The organism is Nonomuraea sp. NPDC005650 (genome assembly GCF_040605375.1).
Lineage (GTDB): Bacteria > Actinomycetota > Actinomycetes > Streptosporangiales > Streptosporangiaceae > Nonomuraea.
Map to the genome: position 1 here is coordinate 86,774 of NZ_JBEXCR010000039.1, position 13,276 is coordinate 100,049.

A 13,276-nucleotide genomic window follows, 5' to 3' on the forward strand; every position below is an offset into this window, starting at 1 on the left:
CACCTCCTGAGATCGAGAAGGGAGCCTCACCATGTCCACACCCGTACAGGCCACTCCCAACCAGGTCGTCGTCATCGGCGGCGGTTACGCCGGAGCACTCGCGGCCAACCACCTGCGGATGCGCGCCGACGTCGGCATCACCGTGGTCAATCCCCGTCCGGAGTTCGTCGAACGAGTCAGGCTGCACCAGTTCGTGGCCGGCACCGGCGAGGCCGCGGTGGACTACGGCACGCTGCTCGGCGAGGGCGTCCGGCTGGTCGTCGACAGCGCCACGCGGATCGACGCCGCCGCCCGCACGGTACGGCTGGCCTCGGGCAGCGCACTGGACTACGACTACGTCATCTACGCGGTCGGCAGCACCGGGGCGATACCGTCATCGGTGCCCGGCGCGGCCGAATTCGCGTTCGGCATCGCCGAGTTCGAGTCCGCGCAGCGGCTGCGCGCCAGGCTGGAGGAGTTGCCCCCCGACGCTCCGGTCACGGTGGTCGGCGGCGGGTTGACCGGCATCGAGACGGCCGCCGAGCTCGCCGAGCGAGGACGTACGGTCACGCTGGCCTGTGGCCGGACCCTGGCGCCGTCATTCGGCGCATCGGGCCGCCGAGCCGTGGCCAGGTGGCTGTCCCGGCACGGTGTCGCGGTGATCGAGGGCGCCGTGGTGAGCGAGGTCCGGCCGGACGCGGTCGCCTTCGCCGACGGCGCGGTCCGTACGAGCGCGCTGACCATCTGGGCGGGCGGTTTCGGGGTGCCGCGGTTGGCCGTCGCGAGTGGGCTGCGGACCGACGAGCTCGGCCGGCTGCTCACCGACGAGACGCTGACCAGCGTCGACGACGACCGCATCGTCGCGGCGGGCGACGCCGCCGCACCGTCGGGCCGGCCGTTGCGGATGAGCTGCTACGCCGCCGGACCGCTCGGGGCGCAGGCCGCCAACACCGTGCTGAGCCGCATCGCGGGGACCGAACCGGCGACGATCACCCTGGGCTTCTCGGGGGCGTGTGTCAGCCTCGGGCGGCGCACCGCCGTACGGCAGCTCGCCCGTAAGGACGACACCGCCGTGAACGCCTACGTCGGCGGCCGCATGGGCGCGGCGATCAAGGAGTTCACCTGCAAGTTCGCGGTGTCGAGGATCCGCCGCGAGGCCCGCAAGCCGGGTTCCGCCATCTGGGTGAAGGGCGACCCACGTCCCAAGCAACCGGCCCCCTCAGCCAAAGCCGATCGGGCCTGAACAAACTCGCTTGCGTGCCGGGCCGCCGCTCAGAATAGTGAGCCCGATGAGCGACATGCCCGAGCGGTGGAGCCAGGCCAGCGTTTATCCCGACATGTGGGCGGACCCCGACCAGGATCCCCGCACCATGGACGGAGTCAGCCCGGACGGCGAGTTGGCGACGCTGCAGGACTACCTGAAGAACTATCGGCTGACCCTGCGGCTGAAGTGCGAGGGGCTGGACCCGGAGCAGCTGGCGCGCCGTTCGGTGCCGCCGTCGACCATGTCCTTGCTGGGGCTGGTCCGCCATCTTGCCGAGGTGGAGCGTGACTGGCGCAACTGGGTCCTGCCCGACGACCCGGCACCGAAGCTGTACGGCGCCCGTGACGCCGACTTCGAGGGAGCCGTCGCGGAGCAGGCGCTGGTCGACGCCGCATACGCCGATCTCGCCCGCGAACAGGCGGCGACCGACGCGGTGCTGGCCGACTACCCGGAGCTGGGCACGCGAGTGGGCCGGGACGGCATCGCGGTCCGGGAGCTGTGGATCCACCGGATCGAGGAGTACGCCCGCCACTGCGGACACGCCGATCTGCTGCGCGAGCGCATCGACGGCCGCGTGGGGCAGTGACGCGACCGGCCCGGCTCGGCCACGGCTACGCGTGCGACACCGGCGACCGCGCCGGTGTCGCACGTGCGGCCGTCAGGCGCTGCCGATGCGCAGCGCCTCCTTCAGGAACACGCGGTAGACGCTCGGCGCCCCCTCGGTGGTGAGGACCTCGACGACGGAGCGGACGTTGCGACCCTCGACGGCCTCGCGGATGAGCGCGTCGGCCAGGTCGCGGCGTGAGGTGAACCGGCCGACCATCTGCGGCGGGCCGACGATGTAGCCGGTGACCGCGTCGCCGTCGAACAGGCCAGAGGGCCGCAGGACGGTCCAGTCGAGGTCGGTCCGGGCGACGATCTCTTCCATGCGGCCGGCGTCCTCGTACAGCGGGCGGCCCATTCTGAGGAGCATGGGCACGATCACCTTGCGGTAGAAGAGGGTCTCGCCGGGCGGGGGCTTCATGGGGACACCGGTCGAGGTCACGCACACCAGGCGCCGGATGCCGTGCGCGGTCATGGCCGCGACGATGTTCTCGGCGGACCGGGAGCACGTGGTGGGGACCTCGGAACCGTAGGGGACGCCGAGCGTCGAGATCACCGCCTCGTGCCCGGCCACCACCCGGTCCACCGCCTCGGGGTCCAAGGCGTCCGCCTTCGCCACGTGCAGCGCGGGATCGCTCAGGGGGAACGCCTCCGGATGCCGGGTGACCGCGGTGACGATGTGGCCCTCGGCGAGCGCCTGGGCAGTGGCGAGCCTCCCTGTCGGGCCGTTGGCCCCGAAGATCACGAGCTTCATTTTACGCACCATATATTCATTATAAGGCGCGTAAACATATGGGTCTCACTCCCCCAGGCGGCTCAGCGCCTGCATGGCCTCCCGCTCTATGCGTGAAAGGTCACACAGGACGGTGCCTGCCTGTACGAGGGACTGCGCGTCGCCCGATTCGCCGGCCTTCGTGATCAGCGCGGCGACCTCCGTCCACAGGCCGGCCGCCTCGGTGTACAGCCCGTGGCCGGTGCGCAGGTGGCCGCTGTCGAGCAGTTGGCCGCATTCGGCGAGGAAGTCGCGGTAGAGGTTGCGGAACAGGGCGCCGCCGGTGCCGCCCTTCTCCATCAAGAGGGCGGCCTGCGGCAGGTCCCGCTGCGGGGTGTCGGTCCGCTGGAGCCAGGTGCGCACCAGCTTGCCGGCCTTCTCGATCCCGCGGTGCCCCAGGTTGGCGATGGGCGGGTTGAGGAAGGCGTCGGCGCAGGCGGTGATGGCGGGAACGATCTGGTCCTGCGGGGAGGGCAGGGCTCTCGGAGCGGTGAGGGTGAAGGACCGGTGCTTGGCGGTCATCGGGCCGCGCGCGGCCCTGGCCTGGGCGAGCCCGGTCAGACTGGTGGACACGGCTCCGCCCTGCTGGTCGGTGTCCACCAGGTAGGCGTCGTGGTCGTCGTAGCCGTACATGGCGACGACATGTCCGCCGAAGTGCACCTTCGACCCGAAGCAGTCCAGGTGGTAGCTGTCGAGTTGCAGTCCGACGGGGTGTCCGGCGTCGATGGGCGCCGCCACGTTCTCCCATGCCCGACGGGGGGAGGTGGTCTCCTGGACCAGGAGCTCCAGCCCGAGCCGGGTGGCCAGGTTTCTGGTGAGCTCGAACGGCTTGACCCGTCCCCCGAGGAAGGGGAAGTCCATGTTCCTGCCGTCCCAGTAGATGAAGGACAGCCCGGAGCCGAGGCCGAAGAGCATGGGCTCGGACAGATCGATCCCCTGGTGCCGCAGCAGCACCCCCAGAGCCGTCGTCTCGCAGTGCTGCGCGCCGCGGGTGTCGACGTCTTTCACCTTCGTCATGCCGTGCTCTCCTGGATTCTGTCGTCCCGACAAGTGAGTTCGCCCCGCACGCCATCATGGTGGGCTCTCCCACGATGGGAGAGTCCACCGTGACGACTGCGAGACTTGGGAACATGACCGTCAACAAGGTGCTGGACAACGCGGTCCTCGCCGTGCAGCGCGACATGCACGCGACCGGCGTCTCCGGGCGACTCGGCTTCGGCACCCCGGAGTGGGACGACCACGGCTACCTGCGCGTCGAGTACAAGGGTCAATACTCCAGTCTCGGGCTGCGTGCCGACGAAGAGTACGAGCCGGTCGCCACCCTTGTGCTGATCGCCGACCTCGCCCAGGCAGTGATCGCCGAACAGGACTGGCAGGCGTGGCCGACCTGCCCGGCGCACTCTCTCGGATTGCACCCGGAGCAGGCGAACGGGGCGGCCCTCTGGACCTGCAAGGGTGGTGGCGGGCACACCGTGGCGGCGATCGGGGAATGGAAGTGACGGCCCCTCAGCCCTCCATACCTGAAACATACCGGGCCCTGCTGAGCTGACCTTGCACGCAATCAGTTCCGAGGAAGGGGCGCCTCCGCTGAGGGCCCGTCCCGGATGGCACGGAAAGCGATCATGGAACGCTCTTGGATTTCACGCGGCGTCACCGCCGCGGCTCTGGCCGGCATCACTCTGCTGAGCGCCACCCCGGCATCGGCGGCAAGCTACTGGAGCAGCACCGCGCCGGTATCCGCCACGTCGGTGGGCAACCTGTACGAGAAGACGGTCACCGTCGCCAACAAGAAGTTCACGGTGCAGCTTCGTTCGGGGAAATGGAGCTCGTACACCTATATCTGGGCTCGCGTCCCCAAGAACTCCGGCGCGAACGGCAACCACATCACCCTGTGGGTGTACAACCCTTCGACGAAGAAGTGGGAGTCACGGTGGAAGTCCATCAACAACACGACCTACACCGACGCGCACCGAGCCAGGTCGAAGTACGGGTACAAGGCCTGCGCGAAGCAGCCCGGCCTGGGTGGCAGCCCGGCCGTGTGCACCAGCACCTGGTGGGTGTGACGCCCTGAACTGAACGCGAGTGGCTCCGTTGAGTGCGCCTCGCGGGTTGCCGGTGGTCCCGAGTGACGACACCATGGCCCGGGTGCCGTGGGGAGGGATCGTGGACGAGGCGATGCGGGCGGTGGCGCGGGCGTACGGGCTGGGGGAACCGGTCGGGCCAGCCGGGTACGCGGCGCGCGGCGAGCTGGGCCGGATCTGGCGGCTGGACACCGGGCGTGGTTCGTGGGCCGTGAAGGAGCTGCTCGTACCCGGCGAGGAGAGCGCCGCGCGGCAGGACGCCGCGTTCCAGCGGGCCGCCGGGGAGGCAGGGGTCCGCCTCCCCGGGCACGTCACGACGGCCGAGGGCGACGTGCTGCTCGACGGGAGGTGGCGGGTCTACGAATGGGTGGATCTGGTGCCGGGCGAGGCGGTCACGGCGGCCGAGCTCGGCGTGGTGACGGCCGGGTTGCATCGGGTGGGGCATCCGGCGTCGGGGCCGGTGGCCGCGTGGTTCTCCGAGCCGGTCGGCCGGGCCGCGTGGGAGGAGCTGGCGGCGGCCGGGGGTGCGTGGGCGCCGATGCTGGAGCGGGCGCTTGCCGATCTCGTCGCGCTGGACGCCCTGGTCGCCCCGCCCGGCTCCCCCATCACCACCTGCCATCGCGACGTCAACATGGAGAACGTGTGCCGGGCGGCCGACGGCGGCGTGATCGTGCTGGACTGGGAGAACTGCGGCCCGGCACGCCCGGCGTGGGAGCTGGCGGGCATCCTCGTCGATCTGCCCCTGAAGGACGCGGTCGCGGCCTACCACGCCTATCGCGGCGCGGGCGGGCCTGCGCGGGTGGCCGAGCCGGCCGACTTCTCGATGGCGATCGCGGTGCAGGGGCATCTGCTGGAGCTCTACGCCCGGCGGGCCCTGTCGCCTGAGGAGTCCGAGGAGAATCGCGAGAGGGCGCACGCCCGGTTGCACGCGATGCTCGACCGGCCGCTGACACCGGCGAGGATCGACGACATCCTGTCGGCCCTCTGAGCCCCTCGCACCCTTCACCGTCCAGGAGACCCCGGAACCGCGCTCACCTGCGGCCTCACGATCGCCCGTCGGCTCCGTCGGCTCCGTCGGCTTCGTCGGTGGCTCGCTGGGGCGCGACCCATTTGAAGTCCTTCGTCCGGTCAGGCAGCTTCTCCCCGGGGTCGGGGGTCTGGAAGGTGGGGTTCGCCAAGGCGTCGATCTTCAGGTGGGCGAAGTCGACATCCGGCAGTCTCGCACCGTCCTTGCCGCCGAGGGCCGAGGGGTAGGCGAGCTTGTCGAACTGCTGCTCCTTCGCCATCAGGCAGCCGAGCACGACCATTTGCCCGGTGACGTACGTGATGAGCGCGCCGACCGTCACGGCGACGACCTTGTCGACGGCGTTCGCCAGCCACCGCACGTACAGCCGGGTCTGAACGGCGGTCGCGGGGTACGACTTCATCATCGCGACATACGCGAGCAAGGGGATGAGCAACACGGTCAAGGCCATCATCGCCCCCTTGAAGAGCCTGAAGGCGTTGATCACCCCTTCGAGGATCTCCGCGAGCTTGTCGAACGTGTCGCGCAGAGCCTCGGTGCTGACGTGCATGTCGCCCGTCACCCGGGCGAACTCCCGCTGGTCGTCGGCGATCCAGCCGCGATTCGACGCGGCGGGCATACCCCCGAGCAGTTCGACGGATCCGTCGAGCCCTCTGGCCAGTTGCCGCCACTTGGCGGCGACCTCGGTGAGCCGGTCCTCGTCCATGTCGGCCTTCGCCACGGCGGTGAGCGCCACCAGGGGAATCCCGGCAAGCTGCTGCAGGCGAGCGAGCATCGTGAGGGTCTGAGCGAGGGCGCCGGCCATTATCGGTGGTCCACCATGCCCGCCTCCTCGGCCGCGCGCCAGTTGCGGGCACAGGTGACCAGGGCCGCGGAGATGCCGTCGGAAGCCTTGACGCCGTCGGACAGGGCGTCCTGGCAGCCCTTCTGCACTCTGGAGTACATGCGCTCCGCCTCCTGGAACCACATGCCCAGCGCCCCGCCGAGGCCCGTGCCCCCGGCGAGGCCGGTGCTGTTCAAGAAGTCACCCGAGATGTCCTCATAGTTCTCGCTCATCTTGTTGATGGTGCGATAGGTGATGAATCTCGTCTCCTGCGGAGTCGACATGTCCCTCCTTCGGCGGCCTTGCGCTGAAGGTCATCTTTGTCGTAGGAGGGGGGTTGATCAGCTGGGTTCATAGAATGTTCAGCGAGCCGAAATGCCTAGTCGGCATGGCCCTGTTCGCGGAGCCGTACGGCGTGCGCCGGCTTTTCGCCCCTCACGTTCCCGGTGCTGGGCCGCGTCCGGGGCAGGAGGAACACCAGGATCGCCGCGATGACGGCCGCGGTGAAGGTGGCCAGGGACGCCATCGCCAGGGCGTGGCCCGCGATTCCGCTCCGATCGGCAGCGGTGGGATCGAAGCCGGCGAAGAACACCGCCCCGATGACCGCGACACCCAGCGCGGCGCCGACCTGCTGGGCGGTGGACAGCGTGCCCGAGGCGACGCCCGCGTCCTCGGGGCGGATCCGGCTCAGCACGACGTTGAGTGCGGGGGTGATGAGCAGCCCGCCGCCGGCGCTCTGCAGGACGAGCGTCGGGATGACTGCAGCCGGGGTGTACGGGATGCCGCTGATGAGGAGGATCGCGGTGGCGACGTAGCCGAGCGCGAGCACGATCGCTCCGACCTCCAGGACGCGGCGGCCGTGGCGCGGGACCAGCCTGCCGGCGATGAGGCTGAAGACGAAGAAGGTGACCGCCGCGGGCGTGTAGACCAGGCCGGCCGCGAGGGCCGACAGCCCCAGCCCGTCCTGCAACGAGACCGACAGCACGAGGTAGTAGGAGGTCAGCATGGTGTAGATGACGAGGACCAGGGCCACGCCGACCGAGAAGGGCCGTGACCGGAACAGCGCGATCCGCACCAACGGGGTGCCGCCTCGCGCCGCGATCCGTCGTTCGAGCAGGACGAACATCGCCAGGCAGGCCAGGCCCGCGGCCAGGCAGGTCCAAGCCCATCCGGGCCAGCCCGTCTGCGGGCCCTGGATGAGCGGGAACGTCACCAGGACCAGCGCGGCGCTGAGCACGGCCACGCCGGGCAGGTCGAGCCGGCGGGCGTGCGACGCCTTGGATTCGGGCAACCGGCGGGCGGCGAGCAGCGCCGTGACGAGCCCGATCGGCACGTTGATCCAGAACACCGACCGCCAGCCGGAGCCGAGCACGTCCGCGCCGATCAGCAGGCCGCCGACCACCTGTCCCACGATGGTGGCCGCCCCCATCACCACCCCGAGCACGCCGAAGGCGCGATGCCTGTCCCGCTCGGAGACCACCACGGTGAGGAACGCGTACGCCTGGGGCACCATCAGCGCCGCCCCCAGCCCTTGGGCGAAGCGGGCTCCGATGAGCAAGGCAGCGGTCCCCGCGATCGCGCACAGGACCGAGGCGCCGGTGAAGGCCACCGTGCCGGCGACGAAGATGCGGCGGCGGCCGTACAGGTCGCCGAGGCGTCCCCCGGTGATGAGCAGGACCGCGTAGGTGAGCTGGTAGCCGGCCAGGACCCACTGGAGCTCACCGTCGCTCGCCCCGAGGTCCGCCTGGATCGACGGCCCGGCGACGATGACGATGAACGAGTCGAGGATCGCCATGAACGCCCCGGCCAGCACGATCGAGACCGCACCCCACGACGTCTTCGGCACGCTCATGTCCCCGTCACCACGACTTCGCCGGCCAGGCGGGCCAGGCCCTTGACGATCTCGGTGGCCAGCACTGCCTGCCCGGCCGCGGCGAAGTGGATGCGGTCCGCGCTCAGCAGGTCCGGGCGGTCGTTGACCGGGTGGTCCCACATGTCGACCAGGACCGCGCCGTGGCCGGCGGCCAGGCCGCGGGTGATGTCGTTGACCCGGCGCACCCGCTCGCCCCAGTCCGCGAACCGCGGCACCACGAACGCCCGGCCGAGGGTGAACGTCGTCAGCTGCGCCCCCGTCGCGGCGGCGAGCTCGAACACCCGCGCCAGCACGGTCTCGATGGCCGCGTAGTCCGGGACGGGCCGGAACAGGTCGTTGGCCCCGCAGGACACGTGGACCAGGTCCGGCTCGAACTCGGCGAGCGGGTCCAGCTGCGTGTTCAGCGTCCGGGCGGTGGTCGCGCCGACCTCGGCGGCCTTGAGGTAGGCCAGCTCGGGGTGGACGCGGCGCAGCACGTCGGCGACACGGTCGGGCCAGCCGAGACTGGCGTATCCGGGGCTGGGGTCGCCGGTCCCCGCCGCCAGGCTGTCGCCGACGGTGGCGAAGCGGCGCCAGGGTGCGCGGGCGAGCAGGTCCGCGGCACGCCCTGCGGGCATGCAGAAGGGATCGGACTCTTCGGTCCGAGACGTTGTCGTCGTCACGAAACAAAGAGTACGATCGTTCGTACATATTCTCAACGGAGGGTGGACACCATGACCACGGACCAACGCGTGGCACGCGGAGCACGCTCCAGGGCGGCCATCACCCGCCACGCCGTGGACGTGGCCTCCGTCGAGGGCCTGAGCGAGCTGAGCATCGGCCGCCTGGCCACCGACCTGGAGATGAGCAAGAGCGGGGTGGCGACGCTGTTCCGGAGCAAGGAGCAGTTGCAACTCGCCACCGTCGAGACCGCCCGCCAGGCGTTCCTGGACGCGGTCGTACGGCCCGCCCTCGACGCGCCGCAAGGATCGGCCCGGCTGCGGGCGCTCATCGAGCGATGGATCGCCTACGCCGAGCGGCCGCTGTTTCCAGGAGGCTGCTTCTGGGCCGCGAACCTGCCGGTCTTCGACAGCCGCCCCGGCCCGGTCCGCGACGCGCTGCGGCAGCAGCGCCAGGCCTGGCTGGACCTGCTCGCCGAGCAGATTCACGGTGCCGGAGCGACCATCGGCCGCGACGCCGATCTCGCGGCGTTCCACATCGACGCGGTGCTGACCGCGGCCAACCTCGCCATGCGCCTGGGCGAGCCGGACGCGGCGGACAAGGTACGACGCGTGATCGACGAGCTCCTGCGATCGGCCCCCTGAAGACCCGTTGCCTTCAGGCGAGCGCGGCCTTCCTGTGATACGCGACAATCGCCACCCCAAGGGCGAGAGCGGCATATCCACAGGTCACCGCCAAACCTGCCCACGGCGGGAGCGGGTAATAGCCCTCGATCAGCGACCGCCCCACGTCCACATGCGCGAACACGGGGACGCTCTGCGTGATCGCGAACCCGGCCGCAGGGGTGATCATCAGCAGCCATGGCACCAGACCCGCGGTCGCCAGCAGTTGCGGCACGACGACCAGCGCGATGGCCAGCCCGATCGCGACGGCGGCCCGCTTGACCAGCGCGGCCAGCCCCAGAGCCAGTACGGCGGCGGCCGCGGTCAGCGCCGCGTGGCCGACGATCACCCGCAGCTCGGTGACCAGGGTGAGCGGCTGAATCGGGTTCTGATTGGCCCGCAGCATCGCCAGGCCGACGGGGACCACGACCCCCGAGGTCACCAGCCCCGCCACGAACGCGACCGCGCCGACCACCACGGCCTTGGCCGCCAGCAGCCGCGCCGGCTGCGGCTCGGCCGGCGGCCCGGTCCCGATCGGCCCCCGCCGGTGTTCTGCCGTGACGAACATGACCGCCGCCACGAGCACCAGGATCATCCCCACAGCCCCGCCGATCAGCATGAGGTCGGCGCGCATACCGCCCTCCACCGTCGCGGGCCCGATGTCACCGCCCCCGGTCACGATGAGCTTGCCGCCGGACTCGACCACCCCGCCCGGGTGATGCGGGGTCCTGCCGTCGGACTCCATGGAGACGCCGACGTCGTCGCGGCGCCACGAACCGTTCGCGCCCTGCAGCGTGATCTGGTCGAAGGTGGCGGTGGCCTGGGCGAAGGCTTTCGCCATGTCCCACAGGGCGCCCGGCGAGGTGGCGAACAGCCCGATCTCGACCGTCTCCGGCAGCCCGGCCAGCTTGACCGTGCTGACCTCGTCCCACGTCTTGCCGTCGTCCGACTCGTAGCCGGTGATGGTGTCGCCCGACCTGGTCAGCCGCAGCCATTGGGGGCCGTTGTGAGGACCGCCGGGCACGTCGTGGGTGAAGTTGTACTGCATCCGCACGCCGTGATCTCCGGTGAGCATGACGGCGGCGTACGGTGTGCCCTGCTTGAGGCTCTGCCTGACGAGGAGCCCGGCCTTCGCCCACGGCACCACTCCCTCCGTGACGTTGCGCACCCCGGGTACGGCGTCCGGCAGCCGGATCTGCCCGGTCATGTCCGATACGCGGGCGGTGATGCTGCCGTTCCCCTTGAGCGGCTGGTGCACGAAGTAGTACTTGTCCTTCACCGCCGTGCCATCGGGTCCCACCAGCGGCGCGGGGCAGGCGCCCTCCCCCTTCCCGGTCACGCAGGTGGTGCGGACGCCCCCGGCGACCAGCAGTCCGAGCGACACGGTGACCAGCACGGAGGCCGCCATAGTGAGCACCCAGCCCCGCGCGGAGCGGAGCCTGGTCCACTCCGCGCGCAGCAGCCGGGGGAAGCCGTCCCGCCGGCTTGATCGGTAGGGCGTGTATGAACTCATGCCGCCGGTTGTACGCGGTGCCCGGTTCCAGCCCGGTCGCAGCGGCTGCGACCTGGCTGGAACCGGGGATCTGGCATCGTTGCGGGCATGGCACCTCGACCCGGCGGCCGGTTCGGCCACCCCGCCCGCACGACGACCGGCGGTGATCGGCGGTGAGGGTCCTCGTCGTCGAGGACTTCGAGGTCCTCGCCCGCTCCATCGGCACCGGGCTGCGCCGCGAGGGCATGGCCGTCGACGTCGTCCTGGACGGCACCGCCGCCCTCGACCGCCTGGCCGCCACCCGCTACGACGTGGTGGTCCTCGATCGCGACCTGCCCGGCGTCCACGGGGACGAGATCTGCCGGCGACTCGCCCACGGCCGCTGCGAGACCCGCGTACTGATGCTCACCGCCTCCGGCACGATCGAGGACCGCGTCGACGGGCTCAGCCTCGGCGCCGACGACTACCTGCCCAAGCCGTTCGCGTTCGCCGAACTGGTCGCCCGCGTCCGTGCCCTGGCCCGGCGCGCCACCCCGCCGCTACCGCCCACCCTGACCTGCGGGGACATCACCCTCGATCCGGCCCGCCGTACCGCGTCCCGGGCCGGCCGGCGCCTTGACCTGAGCCCCAGGGAGTTCGCCCTGCTCGAATGCCTGCTCGCCGTGCCCGGCCTGGTCATCTCCGCCGAAGAACTGCTCGAACGCGTCTGGGACGAGGCCGCCGACCCCTTCAGCAGCGCCGTCAAGCACACCATGCACCGGTTGCGGGCCAAGCTCGGCGACCCACCCGTGATCGAGACCATCCGCGAAGGCGGCTACCGCATCGGACCGTCATGACCTCCCGGAAGCTCGCCAGAAGGTCTTTGCAGACGCGGCTCGCGCTCGCCTACGCGGCGGGCATCTACGCCGCCGGGGTGTTCGTGGTCGTCTTCGTCTCCGTCCCGCTCGCCGGCATCCAGTCGACCACCTCCACGGACCACCCCTCATCGAGCGCGATCACCGGAACCGGGGCCGGGATCAGCCTGCCCCAGCTCCTCACGGGGTCCGCCGTCGCCCTGGTCCTGCTGATCCCCATCGCGTTGGCTCTCGGCTGGTACGTCGCCGGCCGGTTCCTGCACCCGCTGCGCGCCATGACCGCCACCGCCAAGATCATCTCCGCCGGAGACCTCCACCGGCGCCTCGACCTCGGCGAGCCCACGGACGAGCTGACCGAGCTCGGCCACACCCTCGACGACCTGTTCGCCCGCCTCCAGGCCTCCTTCGACGCCCAGCGCCACTTCGTCGCCAACGCCTCCCACGAGTTGCGCACCCCGCTCGCCGGCCTGCGTACCCTCCTCGAAGTCGCCCTCGCCGACCCCGATGCCGACACCGACACCCTGCGCGCGACCTGCCAGGAAGCCCTCGCTCTGGGCGAACACCAGGAGCGGCTCGTCCAAGCACTGCTCGCCCTGGCCACCAGCGAGCGCGGCGTCACCCGCCGGGACCCCGTCGACCTCGCCCACGTCGTCGAAGGAGTGCTGGCCTCCCGCCGCGACCAGGCGACGCGGAAAGGCATCGAACTCGCCGAACGCCTGACGCCCGCGGTGACGGCCGGAGACCCGAGACTGATCGAAAGCCTCGTCGCCAACCTCATCGACAACGCCGTCCGCCACAACCACGCGGACGGGCACGTACAGGTCACCACTCAGACCTCCGGCACGCAAGTGGCTCTGACGGTCACCAACAGCGGGCCGGTCATCCCCGACGACCAGGTCCAGCGCCTCTTTCACCCCTTCCAGAGACTGGCGCCCGATCGTCACGGCCGCCACGACGGCTACGGCCTCGGCCTCGCCATCGTCAACGCCGTCACGCAAGCTCACCACGCCACCCTCACCACCAGCACCCGCCCTGAGGGCGGCTTGTCCATCACCGTTCGGTTCGCGCACGAACCTCATCCGCACCCGGGACGCACTCGATAAGCTGATCGCCACGAATCGAGCACGGGTTTCGGCGTACCCGCGGCGTTGCGGCCGCGGACGCTCGTAAAGGACTCTTCATGCGCCTG

15 protein-coding genes are annotated in these 13,276 nt (G+C 70.7%); 8 read left to right on the forward strand and 7 right to left on the reverse strand.

The window, feature by feature from the left end; translation table 11 throughout:
• Positions 1–31 precede the first annotated feature (31 nt).
• Positions 32–1,222: an FAD-dependent oxidoreductase gene (locus ABZS69_RS48740; protein ID WP_355386140.1), complete on the forward strand. Its 1,191-nt coding sequence runs from the start codon at positions 32–34 to the stop codon at positions 1,220–1,222.
• 46 nt (positions 1,223–1,268) lie between these two features.
• A complete protein-coding gene (locus tag ABZS69_RS48745; RefSeq protein WP_355386143.1) occupies positions 1,269–1,829 on the forward strand; it encodes a DinB family protein in 561 nt (186 codons plus the stop codon).
• Between the two features lie 72 nt (positions 1,830–1,901).
• Here ABZS69_RS48745 and ABZS69_RS48750 read toward each other — a convergent pair whose 3' ends face one another.
• Together ABZS69_RS48750 and ABZS69_RS48755 are read right to left on the reverse strand one after the other, a co-directional pair.
• Complete coding sequence (locus ABZS69_RS48750) at positions 1,902–2,600, reverse strand: SDR family oxidoreductase (RefSeq protein WP_355386146.1); 699 nt, start codon at positions 2,598–2,600, stop codon at positions 1,902–1,904.
• Positions 2,601–2,645: 45 nt separating this feature from the next.
• Positions 2,646–3,635, reverse strand: coding sequence for a BtrH N-terminal domain-containing protein (locus ABZS69_RS48755; protein ID WP_355386149.1), 990 nt, complete (start codon positions 3,633–3,635; stop codon positions 2,646–2,648).
• A gap of 113 nt (positions 3,636–3,748) precedes the next feature.
• On the opposite strand from ABZS69_RS48755, the gene ABZS69_RS48760 reads away from it, so the two are divergent.
• From ABZS69_RS48760 to ABZS69_RS48770, 3 genes are all read left to right on the forward strand, one after another.
• The gene (locus ABZS69_RS48760; protein WP_355386152.1) at positions 3,749–4,117 is read left to right on the forward strand and encodes a hypothetical protein; all 369 of its coding nucleotides are present in this window, start codon (positions 3,749–3,751) and stop codon (positions 4,115–4,117) included.
• A gap of 123 nt (positions 4,118–4,240) precedes the next feature.
• On the forward strand, positions 4,241–4,681 hold the full coding sequence (locus ABZS69_RS48765; protein ID WP_355386155.1) for a hypothetical protein: 441 nt from the start codon (positions 4,241–4,243) through the stop codon (positions 4,679–4,681).
• Between the two features lie 82 nt (positions 4,682–4,763).
• The gene (locus ABZS69_RS48770; protein ID WP_355386158.1) at positions 4,764–5,687 is read left to right on the forward strand and encodes an aminoglycoside phosphotransferase family protein; all 924 of its coding nucleotides are present in this window, start codon (positions 4,764–4,766) and stop codon (positions 5,685–5,687) included.
• A 55-nt stretch (positions 5,688–5,742) separates the two neighbouring features.
• Here the strand turns inward: ABZS69_RS48770 and ABZS69_RS48775 are convergent, their stop codons facing one another.
• The 4 genes from ABZS69_RS48775 to ABZS69_RS48790 all read right to left on the reverse strand — a co-directional run bounded on the left by ABZS69_RS48775 (position 5,743) and on the right by ABZS69_RS48790 (position 9,036).
• Positions 5,743–6,498, reverse strand: a complete 756-nt coding sequence (locus tag ABZS69_RS48775) for a hypothetical protein (RefSeq protein ID WP_355386160.1) — start codon at positions 6,496–6,498, stop codon at positions 5,743–5,745.
• A gap of 29 nt (positions 6,499–6,527) precedes the next feature.
• Positions 6,528–6,830: a hypothetical protein gene (locus tag ABZS69_RS48780; protein WP_355386163.1), complete on the reverse strand. Its 303-nt coding sequence runs from the start codon at positions 6,828–6,830 to the stop codon at positions 6,528–6,530.
• Between the two features lie 95 nt (positions 6,831–6,925).
• Positions 6,926–8,398 carry an MFS transporter gene (locus ABZS69_RS48785; RefSeq protein ID WP_355386166.1) on the reverse strand — a complete coding sequence of 491 codons (1,473 nt, stop codon included), beginning with the start codon at positions 8,396–8,398 and terminating at the stop codon, positions 6,926–6,928.
• Entirely contained in the window at positions 8,395–9,036 is a 642-nt protein-coding gene (locus ABZS69_RS48790; RefSeq protein ID WP_355386169.1) for an SGNH/GDSL hydrolase family protein, read from the reverse strand. Before ABZS69_RS48790 ends, ABZS69_RS48785 begins: the two co-directional genes overlap by 4 nt.
• Before the next feature lie 96 nt (positions 9,037–9,132).
• Here ABZS69_RS48790 and ABZS69_RS48795 point away from each other — a divergent pair, with 96 nt between their 5' ends.
• Positions 9,133–9,723: a TetR/AcrR family transcriptional regulator gene (locus ABZS69_RS48795; RefSeq protein WP_355386172.1), complete on the forward strand. Its 591-nt coding sequence runs from the start codon at positions 9,133–9,135 to the stop codon at positions 9,721–9,723.
• A 13-nt stretch (positions 9,724–9,736) separates the two neighbouring features.
• Here ABZS69_RS48795 and ABZS69_RS48800 read toward each other — a convergent pair whose 3' ends face one another.
• Positions 9,737–11,254 (reverse strand): hypothetical protein, encoded by a 1,518-nt coding sequence (locus tag ABZS69_RS48800; RefSeq protein WP_355386175.1) that lies wholly within the window; start codon positions 11,252–11,254, stop codon positions 9,737–9,739.
• 152 nt (positions 11,255–11,406) lie between these two features.
• On the opposite strand from ABZS69_RS48800, the gene ABZS69_RS48805 reads away from it, so the two are divergent.
• Positions 11,407–12,069: a response regulator transcription factor gene (locus ABZS69_RS48805; RefSeq protein ID WP_355386178.1), complete on the forward strand. Its 663-nt coding sequence runs from the start codon at positions 11,407–11,409 to the stop codon at positions 12,067–12,069.
• A complete protein-coding gene (locus ABZS69_RS48810) occupies positions 12,066–13,190 on the forward strand; it encodes a HAMP domain-containing sensor histidine kinase (RefSeq protein WP_355386181.1) in 1,125 nt (374 codons plus the stop codon). The genes ABZS69_RS48805 and ABZS69_RS48810 overlap by 4 nt, the downstream gene beginning before the upstream one ends.
• Positions 13,191–13,276 lie beyond the last annotated feature (86 nt).

Excerpts from the sequence above, each read along its gene's own strand:
- ABZS69_RS48800 (WP_355386175.1), bottom strand. The coding sequence starts at position 11,254 with ATGAGTTCATACACGCCCTACCGATCAAGCCGGCGGGACGGCTTCCCC.
- ABZS69_RS48790 (WP_355386169.1), bottom strand. The coding sequence starts at position 9,036 with ATGCCCGCAGGGCGTGCCGCGGACCTGCTCGCCCGCGCACCCTGGCGC.
- ABZS69_RS48765 (WP_355386155.1), top strand. The coding sequence starts at position 4,241 with ATGGAACGCTCTTGGATTTCACGCGGCGTCACCGCCGCGGCTCTGGCC.
- ABZS69_RS48755 (WP_355386149.1), bottom strand. The coding sequence starts at position 3,635 with ATGACGAAGGTGAAAGACGTCGACACCCGCGGCGCGCAGCACTGCGAG.
- ABZS69_RS48780 (WP_355386163.1), bottom strand. The coding sequence starts at position 6,830 with ATGTCGACTCCGCAGGAGACGAGATTCATCACCTATCGCACCATCAAC.
- ABZS69_RS48785 (WP_355386166.1), bottom strand. The coding sequence starts at position 8,398 with ATGAGCGTGCCGAAGACGTCGTGGGGTGCGGTCTCGATCGTGCTGGCC.
- ABZS69_RS48745 (WP_355386143.1), top strand. The coding sequence starts at position 1,269 with ATGAGCGACATGCCCGAGCGGTGGAGCCAGGCCAGCGTTTATCCCGAC.
- ABZS69_RS48760 (WP_355386152.1), top strand. The coding sequence starts at position 3,749 with ATGACCGTCAACAAGGTGCTGGACAACGCGGTCCTCGCCGTGCAGCGC.
- ABZS69_RS48740 (WP_355386140.1), top strand. The coding sequence starts at position 32 with ATGTCCACACCCGTACAGGCCACTCCCAACCAGGTCGTCGTCATCGGC.
- ABZS69_RS48775 (WP_355386160.1), bottom strand. The coding sequence starts at position 6,498 with ATGCTCGCTCGCCTGCAGCAGCTTGCCGGGATTCCCCTGGTGGCGCTC.
- ABZS69_RS48795 (WP_355386172.1), top strand. The coding sequence starts at position 9,133 with ATGACCACGGACCAACGCGTGGCACGCGGAGCACGCTCCAGGGCGGCC.
- ABZS69_RS48750 (WP_355386146.1), bottom strand. The coding sequence starts at position 2,600 with ATGAAGCTCGTGATCTTCGGGGCCAACGGCCCGACAGGGAGGCTCGCC.
- ABZS69_RS48810 (WP_355386181.1), top strand. The coding sequence starts at position 12,066 with ATGACCTCCCGGAAGCTCGCCAGAAGGTCTTTGCAGACGCGGCTCGCG.